The organism is Coleofasciculus sp. FACHB-712 (assembly GCF_014695635.1).
GTDB lineage: Bacteria > Cyanobacteriota > Cyanobacteriia > Cyanobacteriales > FACHB-T130 > FACHB-T130.
In genome coordinates this window covers 1-11,784 of sequence record NZ_JACJOQ010000461.1, presented here as the reverse complement: position 1 = coordinate 11,784, position 11,784 = coordinate 1, and the positions used below count along the sequence as shown (strand labels likewise).

Sequence of the window (11,784 nt, the reverse complement as noted above, 5' to 3'; positions counted from 1 at the left end):
TTGATAGCCTTGGCTAGAAAAGTCTGCTAAATTACCCATGAGCCTACCTATCGATAGATGTAGGTGGTGAGTCTTTTATAACAGATGGCTGCAAAAGTAACGGATGCGATCGCTCTGTTTTTGCTATCATCCAGATTGCTCGTTGGAACCACTTGCATTAAGCTATCGATGAACCGAGCCATCGGGCATGATGGTGTCTGTCAGCTTGGCTCCGGTTATCGTGACACCCTCTAAGTTGGCATCTTTGAGGTTCGCTCCCCTGAGGTCAGCACCCGTCAAGTCGGCACCCTCAAGGTCAGCCGCTTCCAGATTGGCATCCCTGAGTTTGACTCCTCTCAGGTCGGCACTCCCCAAGTAAGCATCCTGGAGGTCGGCACCTTCGAGGTTGGCACCCCTGAACTTAACAATGGTTAAATCGGCAACTGCCAAGTAAGCATTCCTGAGGTCGGCACCCGTCAAGTCGGCACCGATGAGGTTAGCACCCCTGAGATAGGCATCTCGAAGGTTGGCACCCGTTAGATAGGCGTTACTCAAATCGGCTCGACTCAGATGAACATAGCTTAAGTCGCATCTGTCACAGTGGTTAGTTTCCAACAACTGCCTGACGAGATCCGCTTTAACTAAACTGGGTCTGTCTTTGACCGTGGCAAACCCCAGGGATGTTAACACTAATCCAGCGGCAAGAATCTTAGTTTTTGTGGGACGGTCTAGAGTTCCGAATGCCTTGGCATAGCGGACAATATCACTTGGCTTGAGTACGCGGCGGCGAACATCAATCGACCTCAGAGCTTCTAGGGCATCCGCTGCACGCTCGAAGCGATTTTTGAGGCTGGGTGCCGTCATTTTTGAGAGCCAGTCTACAAATTGCCGACTCAGATGCGGCACCATCTGCTTAAAATCGATCCGATAAGCTTCATCAACTAAATTGCCAATTCCAGTAGATTTGGTTTGGGTAAGCAAGCAAATCAGCGTCGCGCCGAGACTATATAAGTCAGATGCTTGGGTGAGTTGGCGATTGAACACCTGTTCTGGCGGCATAAATCCCAACGTGCCTTTGACGGTACTGCTGGCGGCGACTTCCCCACCTCCGATGCGAGCCAAGCCAAAATCTACCAGGTAAACCTTCAGTTGTTCATCCACTAAGATATTTTCCGGCTTAATATCTCGATGGATAATCGGGGGATTTTGCTGTTGTAAGTAGACTAAAACTTCTAACAGGGCAATGGCAATTTGCTTGACTTCCTCTGGGGTAAAGTGACGCGATGTAGAGACACAGGGAGCCGGTTTATATTCTTGAACTAGGCAAAAGCCAGTGGGAGTTTCAAAGGAATCGAGGTACTGGGGAATGCTGGGTGAGTTCAGCTGCTGTAGCACCTTAATTTCTTGCTCGTAAGCTTGATAGTCTGACCAGCGGGCACCCGAATGGGCAAATTGAAATTGCTTGATAACGACGCGCTGCTGTGTATTGGTACGGCTTGCCAGGTAAGTAACTCGACCCCCGCAAGGGTTGTGCCCTAGCTCTCTTTCGATTTGATAGCCTAAATCGGAAAAATCTGGGAATTCGCTCATGATGGTTAGGCGACGATAACCCCTACAAGTATCGCTACGCGGTAAGCGCAGCGTGCTGTAGGCATTGGCACTTTTCCCACTATAGCTGCCTGTAAAAGCAGATGATGGGACATCGCTCCGACTCACTGGCGGCAGCGTCTCTAACAGCAATAGAAACTTCTTTCCTTAACTGAGTTCCCCAAAACCTGCCGAAGTTATCATCCTTAAAAGCACGGTGAGTTTATAGTTGATACTGTAAAATCGGGTTTCCGAGCGATCGCGTCTTTTGTGAAATTTGTTTGTATTTAATGATACAAACCGATGAATTGATAGCGGGTTGCCGATATCTTTACGAAAACTTTAAGAAGATTATCCGGGATATACATTTTCTTCACCTTATCTTGATGCTTTCTTCAAAAAAATTGCTTAAGATAAGTGTTTATACGGATAAATTTTGCAAGTCTATTCTCTATCTACGGGTAGATGTTAGTGTACTTACGTAAGTAAAATCGGCTAATTCATCCCCCTAAAGGCTGAAAAAGTAAACTAATGGATTGAAAAAGTACCTGACTTTTGTGGCTTAAGTAGAAAGCTGCGCTGATAACAAATAACTTTATAACGGCTCAGGAGCTGCTCTATATGCTGAAATTTAGCATCGTAATTACAACCTATAATCGTTTACCGCTGCTGCGGCGGGCGATTGAATCAGCGCTCGCGCAAACTTTGCCCTGCGAAGTGGTAGTAGCAGATGACTGTTCCACGGACGGTACCGAAGAATACGTCCGCAGCTTGGGCGATCGCGTAGTTTACTACCGCAACCCAGTCAATAGCGGTCACTCCGCTACCGTAAATGCTGGGGTTGCCGTGGCAACCGGAGACTGGATCAAACCGCTGGATGATGATGACTATCTGGCACCCAACTGTGTCTGGGAAATGGTAAAAGCGATCGCTCAACGTCCTCAAGCAGCGATTTGCTCGTGTCAAGCCGTTCAAGTTGATGTCAATGGTGAAGAAGTTACCCGCACCAAGCCGAGCGGTCCTGGCAAACTATTTTACGTGAAACAAGAGGATATCCACTACGGGATGTTGATGGAAGTGGTTCCTTTTGGGACACCCGTTCAAGTTGCTTTCAAAAAAGATGCCTTTCTCAAGTCAGGCGGTTGGGATTCGGCTTTAGATGGTAACTGCGATGACATCGACTCTTGGGTGAAAATTGCCCAATATGGGGATGCCGCATTTGTTAATCAGTATCTTACCTTCCGGACATTATGGCCGGGTGGATGCAATCAGAAGTTTTCCCTGCAAAAACGGTTAGAAACAAATATCTTAATCAAGGAAAGAATCTACCCGTTAGTGCATGAAAAATATCGCTCATCTATTCCGAAACTTGAGGAAATTAAGGCGTTTCTCAAACTGCATTGGAGTTTGGTAGGACTCAAGCAAGGAAAAATCTTAATGGCACTCAAGATGGCATATCCAGCCATGTTTTCGCTTGCCGCTTGGATTTCTTTAGCGAGAGTTACTTATTCCAGAAAAATCAATTCTCAGGCTCCTACCGTGCCTCAAGAAGTTGTAACCTACAGAACGGCTTCTATTTAAACTGTAGCCGGTACAATCAGTTATCAGCTATGTTAAATAGGTGATAACTGATTTAAATAAGAATGCAGCTTCACGTATTTAATAAAATCTTGCAAGAAAGTAGGAAGCAAATAGAAGCCGATCGCCCGATCCTCTTCTTGAATGGCGGAACTGTATTACTATTTTTGGCGCTGTCAGTTTACGCAAAATTTCTGGGAAAAGGTCAAGGGATTGAATTTCTTTTTGCAGATCCCTTCTCAATCCGACGACCCTACTACGGCTTATTAACGAGTGTCTCTGAAGTGTTATGGTGCCTTTCAGGTACAGTTTGTTTGTTTAGCTTTAGCTTGCTAAACATAATTTCTCCCAATCGCAAAGCAAATCTATTTATCTTATGTTCTGCGATTGGGATTTTTGTTTTATTAGCCGACGATTTATTTCGGATTACCTTAATTTTGAGAGATGTAGCTAAGGTGCCCAAAGGGGTGATGTACTTAGTATACGGTACTGGCGCGATCGCTTATGGTTTATGCTTCTGGCGCAAACTTTTATCAACGCCTTATGTATTGCTGATAATTGCGGGTATCTTATTTGGCATTTCTGGCTTAGTGGACATCTTGCACATCAAAGGAAATGGTACTCCGGCAATGCTAGAAGATGGCACGAAGTTACTGGGAATCCTCAATATCGCATTTTACTTTTGGTACGTTTGTCGTCAGGAAATCATGCAGAGAAAGTATGGCATCAGTTGAGCAGTTGCTGTTAAGTCTTGCATTAGATGATTACCTCATGTAAGGCTTTCAACAACTCTTCTGTAGTGTAGGGTTTTGACAAAACGGTTGTGACCCCAGCGCGAGCCAGCTCACTCACCCTATCGTTAGATAAGAGTCCGCTAACCGCAATAATTTTAACTTGCGGGTTAATTTTTTGTAGCGTGCGAATCGTTGTTGGCCCGTCCATAGATGGCATCATCATATCGAGGAGTACAACACTAATTTCCGTTTTATGCTGGGCATACAGTACGACTGCCTCAATCCCATCGCTCGCAGTTAAAACTTTATAGCCATAAGTTTCTAGAGATGCTTGAGTCACTTGAGAAATTGAAGCTTCGTCATCAACAACCAGAATACACTCGCCGTTTCCAGTTAACAGATTAGATGGTTTTTTTAGAGCTTGCGATGTTAATTCTCCCTCGATTGCTGGCAAGTAGATCTTAAATTCTGTGCCTTTTCCCACTTCGCTATATACATTCAAAAAACCACCGTGGCTTTTGATGATGCCAAGAACAGTTGAAAGACCCAGACCCGTACCTTTGCCAATTTCTTTAGTTGTGAAAAATGGCTCAAAGATTCTATCAAGCATCTCAGTAGGCATTCCCACTCCACTATCAGAGACACTAATCACAATATGGGAACCCACTTTTGCACCTGAGTTCATCCTGGCATAGTTTTCATCAATTACTGTATTGTCGGCGGAAATCTTCAACGTCCCGCCATCTGGCATGGCATCACGAGCATTGACGCAAAGATTGATCAGTACCTGATGTAGTTGAGTAGCATCGCCAGAAACAGGCCACAGCTCTCTTGTCTGGATATGCGTATGAATCTCGATTGATTTAGGGAAAGTTTCATTTGCGATCTTCGCAATCTCGTAAATTAGGTGCCCGACTTGGAGATTTGTCCGTTCGCCTTCCATGCCTCGCGCAAAAGAAAGCACTTGTTTAACTAAATCAGCTCCACGTTTGGCATTCGTTTCGAGGATGGAAAGCAGCTGTTGACTCTGGCGATCCTGGATTTTGATTTGCAAAAGTTGAACTGACATCAAAATAGGCGCTAGCACATTGTTTAAATCGTGGGCAATGCCGCTAGCCAGCGTTCCTAAGCTCTCCATGCGCTGAGCGCGGAGAAACTGCCTTTCTAGTTGTTTTTTTTCAGTTATATTGGTGTTGACAATCAGAATTGCTTTTGGGTTTTCCGCCTCATCGCGCACGAGCGTCCAGCGACTTTCAACAATGATTTCTCGACCAGATTTGGTCATTTGATACAACTCCCCATACCACTCTCCTTCCTCGATGAGAGTTTTTTGGGCGGCTCGAAGTTTTAGTGAAATTTGCTTATGCAACAGCTCAGCAGTGTTATTGCCGAGGGCTTCTTCTTGCTTCCAGCCATAGAGACGTTCCGCACCTTGGTTCCAAAATAAGATTTGGTTGTCTAGGTTTTGAACCAGAATTGCATCTGTGGCGATATCCAGTAGAGCAGCTTGTTCGCAAATTTTTTGTTCCGAGTGCTTGCGCTCGGTGATGTCCATGTTGATGCCGTTCACACGGATGGGTTTGCCGGTTTGGTCGTAATAAACTTGACCTTTGCTGGCTATCCAATGAACGCTACCATCCGACCAAATAATCCGGTATTCGATGTCATAGTCCGCCCCTTCTTCCACGGGGCGTACTAAAGCTTGAGTGACTAATTCTAGGTCTAGAGGATGGATTTTGGTGAGGAAGCTTTGATAGGTGCCGTCAAAGGAACCTGGGGGAAGACCAAAATTCGCTTCTGCGGTTGCGGAGAAAACAACTTTGCCGCTATGGATATTCCAGTCCCAGGTGCCCATGTGGGCAGCTTCTAGGGCTAACCTTAGTCGCTCCTCGCTCAGTTGTGCCCGCTCAGTTTGCTGTCGCAATTCCTCTGTTGCTTGGCTAGCTTGGAGGACACGACGCACGCGCTGGCGCAGAACTGCCCAGTGAATCGGCTTGGTAATGTAATCAATGGCACCCGCCTCAAATGCTTGATCGACCGATTCTTGATCTTCAAGAGCCGTAATCATCAATACGGGTGTGTTCCGCGATCCTCTAGGGGGGCGACTTTTTTCAGCAGTTCCCGTCGCTGTAGGAGAATCGCCAAACTTCTCTCCACGAGAATCACCCTCTGGAAGGGTACGCAATAGATGACAGCAGGTAAAACCATCCATCACTGGCATCATGGCATCCAGCAGCACAATATCTGGGTGTAGGCGCGTGTAGGCGGCTAAACCTTCCTCTCCGTCGCTTGCTTCTGCTACCTCGTATCCGGCTTGTTCCATCGCTCGGCGAAGTTGAAGCCGCATGAATTTGTCGTCATCTACAACGAGGATGAGGGGAGTATGTTGATTAGCGTCGGTGGTGTTCATAGCTAATTTGGCTGGCGTTGAGAGTGCAAATCCGCCTTAACTTGTTCATACTCAGCTTCAAGCTGCGGCAATTTGTCTAATGCATTTTTAATATTTCCAGTCCGAGCCATGATTTCTAACTCTTTACAGAGTTGGGCGAGGGTTGTGGCACCTAGGGTGGCACTGCTTGACTTGAGGGTGTGAGCGGTGCGTTGCAACTGGGGTGCATTTGCTTGGGCAACTGCGATCGCGATCGCTTCCAAGAGTTTTGGCGCATCGTCGAGGTAGCAATCGATCATCTCTCCTAAAATCGCCTCGGCATCTTCTTCACCGACCATTTTGCGAAATGATTGCAACACTTTGGCATCAATGGAAGTGCTGAGGACTGAGGACTGAGGACTGAGTTGGGGAGTCGGAAGCGAGGGGTGAGGAGGTGACGGGATGACGGGAGGAATTCTTCCACTGTCGATAGAAGGACTGAGGACGGAGGGCTGAGGACTGAGTTGGGGAGTCGGAAGGGAGGGGTGCGGGGGTGACGGGATGACGGGGGGAATTCTTCTACTGTCTATAGAAGGACTAAGGACTGAGGGCTGAGGACTGAGTTGGGGAGTCGGAAGGGAGGGGTGCGGGGGTGACGGGATGACAGGGGGAACTCTTCTACTGTCTATTTCTGCCTCAGTCTGGACTAAACTGTCTATTTCTGCCTCAGTCTGGACTAAGGCGCGATCGCTCTTGGATTCGCTAACGTGCTGCTTCGCTAACAATCCTGGTTCCTCAGCCTCGCTTAAAGGCTGACACTTGCTCAAAGCTTGGATGAGTTCCTCGGTTCGGATCGGTTTGCTTAGGTAGTCATCCATGCCTGCCTTGAGACATTCTTCTCGATCTCCTTGCATCGCATTCGCTGTCATGGCAATGATGCGGGGACGAGAAGCAGGCAACCATTCCCCAATGATGCGGCGAGTCGCTGTCAATCCATCCATTTCTGGCATCTGCACATCCATCAGTACCACGTCATAGGATTGGCGATGTAGAGCTTCTAGCACTTCTAATCCATTACTCGCAATATCTGCTCGATAGCCCATCTGTGATAGTAAATACAAGGCTACCTTTTGATTCACAATATTGTCTTCTGCTAACAGAATCCGCAGGGGAAATTGTACCCCTCGTTGGGGATTTATTGCCGGTATATTTGAGCGCGAGGGCTTTACCTGGATCGGCTGTTCCCCCAAGATATGGCTCAAGACATTATAGAGATGGGATTGTTTAACGGGTTTGGTGAGGAATGCCGCGAAATCGACGGCTTGGACATCATGACTCCTTTCTGGCCTGTCGATGGAGGTCAACACAATTAAGGGTAATTTTTCATAGTTAGGCAGCTGACGGATTTTAGCCGCTAAAGTCAGACCATCCATGTGTGGCATTTGCATATCCAGAATGGCGATATCAAACGGTTCCCCTAAGTTCAACCAGTCGAGGGCTTCAAAACCAGATTCAGCCGCCCAAGTCAGCATTCCCCAAGATTGGGCTTGTAGCGTCAATATTTGGCGATTTGTAGCGTTATCATCCACGATTAGGAGCCGCTTTTCATCTAACTGAGGTTGAGGATTTTGAGAAGCGATCGCAGAGACATTGGGAGCTGATGCCGCAACAATGGTGAAATAAAAAGTAGAGCCTACGTCTGGATGAGGGCTGTTAGCGACCGAGAGCGTAGCAGGGGATGTAGGCCCTAGCGGTTTTGCCGCAACGCTTTCGCCTTCTTGAAGGGGAGAATGAAATTCAGGGTTGCTCTTTGCACCCGGATCTTTTTTTATTGTAGGTTGCCAGTTAGAAGGAGGATTTCCCGCGATCGCTCCCAGGCTCTCGACCCACATCTGACCGCCCATCATTTCGCTCAGATGATTGCTAATCGCGAGTCCTAACCCGGTTCCCCCATACTGGCGAGTTGTAGAAGCATCGACCTGACTGAAAGACTTGAACAGGCGGTCTATCCGGTTGGCGGGAATCCCAATGCCGGTGTCTTTAACCGCAAATTGGATTTGGTAATCGGGCAATGAGTGGGTTGGCTCGCAACCGATTTCCGATTCTTCCTGAGCGATCGCCTCTTTTGCACTGACCGATACAATTACCTCTCCAGTTTGAGTAAACTTGACCGCATTACTAAGCAAATTTACTAAAATTTGGCGCAACCGGCTGGCATCTCCCACAATCGAGAGCGGGGTTCCCGGATGAATTAAATATGCTAATTCCAGATTTTTTTCGGCTGCTTTGAAAGCTAATAAATCGAGGGCTTCTTCAACACAAACTCGCAAATTAAAAGAATGCTTTTCTAATTCCAGCTTGCCTGACTCAATTTTAGAAAGGTCAAGAATGTCGTTGATTAGCGTTAGCAATGCATCGCCACTGCTTTGGGTGGTTTCCACAAAATCTCGCTGCTGAGGAGTTAACTCAGTGTTGAGTAGCAGTCCCGTCATGCCGATAATTGCATTCATCGGGGTGCGGATTTCGTGGCTCATATTGGCGAGGAATTGGCTCTTAATGCGAGTCGCTGCTTCAGCCGCTGCTTTTGCCTTTTCCAGTTCCAAATTCGCCTGGGATAATTCCTGAGTACGCTCGACGAGTGCCAGTTGCGCGAAATATCGCTCGGTAATATCATCGAATATCCAGAGGCGACCGGGCACGTCGTGTACCCGCGTCGCCGTGCTAGAGATACTCAGCGTTTTTGGCGTGTCGCCTTTGAACACCCAGATCCAGTTGCGAATGACTGCTTGAGGTTGGGAAAAAAACTTTGCTGCCTGCGCCACGATTTCCTGTTGATTATCAGCGCTCGTGCGTAGCAATGCCATCGCCTGAGCTAGCACGGGGGGTTCTACAGCCCCTGGGGTGAGTCCCAGTTGCTCGGCAGCGGCTTGATTGATCCACCCTTGCTCCCCACTTTCATCTACAAATACCACTCCCTGATGGATTGTCTCTAACATGGCACCGAAGCGGGCTTGTAGATTCTCCAGCCGCAAGGTGGTATCGCTGAACTGTAGAAGGGTGCGTAACTCGCCAAGTAGCGACTCAATAAATTGGCGCAGACGTGGGGAGATACTGGTCTGGCGATGCCAGATCAGCAAAATTGCACCGCTATGGGGCGCTGATAAAGTCGTGCCCCTACCGGGATACTGAAATGGAAGGATGGCGAGGGATTGAGTCCCTTTAGCGACCAAGACATGAGAAGCACCGGGAGTAGCAGGGTAGTTTGGATAGTAGAGACAGCGATTTTGAGCGATCGCTTTCTCAAACAAGGTGGGCGTTGTCAGTTGATCTGGCAGCGCCTGCTGGGGAATACACACCAAGGCTTCAGCAGTCACATCATCAAGTTGGCGTAGCGCGATCGCTGCGTCGGCACAAACAAACTCCCGCAGTAAGATCAGGGCTTGCCGGATCGGTATATCGGGAGAATTTCTGGTATCGGTATTAGTAAGAGTACTCAGCACCGATTGGGACGCCAACCGCCACTCGATTCCCCGCAGAAAAGAGCCTACAAATGTTCCGAACACAGCCACACTGCCCAGCTCAAGTGACTGGCGGGTTAGCCGCCAATCGCCATGCAGCAGTCCCAGCAACAGAATGCAAAGCCCTGCGGCGGGTGCAACTTGCACCGCTGGTAGGGGCAGAAGCGTGCATATTGTCAAGATGACTGGGGCGACCATCTGCATAGGCTTCCATCCATCCAGCACGCCCAGTCCTACGAAAAAAAGGGTTAGCCAGATTAGGACGGCTCTAAAGGTCGGTAGTCGGTCAGGAGGACAAAGCAGCAACCGCGATCGAAGAAGATTTAAGTTTAAGCGGCGATACATTGGGCAATTGCACTCGTTACCACGTCGGGAGCGCTGATATGCGGTAAGTGTCCTCTAGCAGCGATATTCATCAGCTTACCTTGAGGAATTTTATCTGCCATGTACTGACCAACTTCAGGCGGTACCGCAATATCATCGCTTGCCTGTAAAATCACAGTCGGTACATTCAATCGTGGTAAATCATCTCGGTGGTCAGACTGGAAAATCACTTTAGCGACCGCTTGCGCGATATCTGGACGGATAGCGGCTAGCGTAGTAGCAAACTCGGCTGCCAATTCAGGTTGATCCTGAGTAGCCATTGCGATCGGCGCAAAACCGCTAGCCCAAGCATAGTAGTTGGTTGACATGGCTGCATAGAGTGTATCTAAGTCAGACTGCTCGAAGCCACCAACATATCCGTCATCGTTGAGATAACGGGGGGACGCATCTAGAAAGATCAGTTGGCTAAAGCAATCAGGCTCGACTAATGCTGCCAGTAAACTAACCATCCCACTGACCGAGTGCCCCACCAAGATGCTCTTGGTTAACTTTAACTCGGCACATAAATCCAGCAAATCCTCAGCATAGCTGTATAAGCTGCTGTAGCGGCGCGGACTATAGGCAGAAAAATCTGACTTACCTCCCCCTACATGGTCGAACAGCACAATGCGAAAATTAGGCGCGAAGGCTGCTACCTGATGTCGCCAAGCCGTCTGATCCGAGCCAAAACCGTGGGCAAAGATAATTGTCTGGCTGCCATCACCCAGCATTTGGACATTATTACGCTGCATGATGCTCGTTGCCATAGGTAGTTACTCCTTCTCTTTATTACCTTAATGCAAGACAAAAACTATACCGAAACCAAACTAAAAGACTTACCTCATTGAGGTTATATTTTAGCGTTCCCTAAAAGCTCAGATATGTAACAGCAGCCATGCGAGAAGCTGTCAATTACTATACCGACTTTCTTAACGCGGTTCCCAAGCCGGAACTAAAGACAATAACCTAACGATCCTTTAAATATTTTAGGTTGAGGCATCCTAAGCCTAATGCAAAAATAAACAGTAACGATAAAACGAACATAATTTAAGCTGACCCAAGGACTAGATTACATAATTTCGCTTGATTGTCTTCCCAACCCTTTGTTCTTCCAACTCTTTTCAGATGCTCAAGCTATCTATTCGTCTACTGTATTCCTTGAAATACAGAAAGCTTCAGTCTAAAGATAAATCAAACATATTTCCCGGTTCCCTGGACTCGTTTGCTAAAATTTATTTATACTCAAATACATAAAAATGTACAAAAACTTAATTATTTAAGTCTGTTATGTTTTTCTATTATAAAATAATCACAACTAGCTTGAATGAAAATGCGGAATTATCAAATAAAAAAAATCTGGCAAGACCTCAAAAAGCAAATCCTAGAAGACCGCTCCGTTCTCGTTTTTAATGGTCTAGTGCTGTTACTGTTTCTGGGAATGACAGTCTATGTCAAAATGGCAGGCACCTACTACGGTTCAGACTACTATGCCAGAGTTAATTTCATAAAACTTCTATTTGCTGAACCTTTTCGTAAAGACATCCCTTACCTGGCTCTTTTCACTCACTTTTCAGAAATCCTCTGGTGCATCTCTTTAACGATCTGTTTATTTAGCTTTACCTTACTAAAAAGAATTCGTCATAGTCACAAAGGCGAT

The 11,784-nt window shown here is 47.2% G+C and carries 7 protein-coding genes and 1 pseudogene; 3 read left to right on the top strand and 5 right to left on the bottom strand.

What is annotated here, in order from left to right; translation table 11 throughout:
• Positions 1-47: 47 nt before the first annotated feature.
• Together H6F50_RS27600 and H6F50_RS14670 are read right to left on the bottom strand one after the other, a co-directional pair.
• Positions 48-182 carry a hypothetical protein gene (locus H6F50_RS27600; protein ID WP_277878929.1) on the bottom strand — a complete coding sequence of 45 codons (135 nt, stop codon included), beginning with the start codon at positions 180-182 and terminating at the stop codon, positions 48-50.
• On the bottom strand, positions 163-1,719 hold the full coding sequence (locus tag H6F50_RS14670; protein WP_242029041.1) for a serine/threonine-protein kinase: 1,557 nt from the start codon (positions 1,717-1,719) through the stop codon (positions 163-165). The genes H6F50_RS27600 and H6F50_RS14670 overlap by 20 nt, the downstream gene beginning before the upstream one ends.
• Positions 1,720-2,190: 471 nt before the next feature.
• Between H6F50_RS14670 and H6F50_RS14665 the strand changes: the two genes are divergently transcribed.
• Both H6F50_RS14665 and H6F50_RS14660 read left to right on the top strand, forming a co-directional pair.
• Positions 2,191-3,147, top strand: coding sequence for a glycosyltransferase (locus tag H6F50_RS14665; RefSeq protein WP_190429265.1), 957 nt, complete (start codon positions 2,191-2,193; stop codon positions 3,145-3,147).
• Positions 3,148-3,236: 89 nt separating this feature from the next.
• Complete coding sequence (locus H6F50_RS14660) at positions 3,237-3,878, top strand: hypothetical protein (protein WP_190429264.1); 642 nt, start codon at positions 3,237-3,239, stop codon at positions 3,876-3,878.
• Positions 3,879-3,900: 22 nt separating this feature from the next.
• Here the strand turns inward: H6F50_RS14660 and H6F50_RS14655 are convergent, their stop codons facing one another.
• Genes H6F50_RS14655 through H6F50_RS14645 form a run of 3 tightly spaced genes read right to left on the bottom strand, consistent with a single transcriptional unit; the run spans position 3,901 to position 10,894 of the window.
• Entirely contained in the window at positions 3,901-6,288 is a 2,388-nt protein-coding gene (locus H6F50_RS14655) for a response regulator (RefSeq protein ID WP_190429263.1), read from the bottom strand.
• 2 nt (positions 6,289-6,290) lie between these two features.
• Complete coding sequence (locus H6F50_RS14650; protein WP_242029040.1) at positions 6,291-10,109, bottom strand: response regulator; 3,819 nt, start codon at positions 10,107-10,109, stop codon at positions 6,291-6,293.
• Positions 10,094-10,894, bottom strand: coding sequence for an alpha/beta hydrolase (locus H6F50_RS14645; RefSeq protein WP_190429262.1), 801 nt, complete (start codon positions 10,892-10,894; stop codon positions 10,094-10,096). Before H6F50_RS14645 ends, H6F50_RS14650 begins: the two co-directional genes overlap by 16 nt.
• Before the next feature lie 563 nt (positions 10,895-11,457).
• Here H6F50_RS14645 and H6F50_RS26750 point away from each other — a divergent pair.
• Positions 11,458-11,784: pseudogene (locus tag H6F50_RS26750) on the top strand (hypothetical protein); the annotation flags it as partial.

What these genes read in the sequence shown, in the direction of transcription:
- H6F50_RS27600 (WP_277878929.1), bottom strand. Translation starts at nt 182, where the DNA reads ATGGCTCGGTTCATCGATAGCTTAATGCAAGTGGTTCCAACGAGCAAT.
- H6F50_RS14655 (WP_190429263.1), bottom strand. Translation starts at nt 6,288, where the DNA reads ATGAACACCACCGACGCTAATCAACATACTCCCCTCATCCTCGTTGTA.
- H6F50_RS14650 (WP_242029040.1), bottom strand. Translation starts at nt 10,109, where the DNA reads ATGTATCGCCGCTTAAACTTAAATCTTCTTCGATCGCGGTTGCTGCTT.
- H6F50_RS14645 (WP_190429262.1), bottom strand. Translation starts at nt 10,894, where the DNA reads ATGGCAACGAGCATCATGCAGCGTAATAATGTCCAAATGCTGGGTGAT.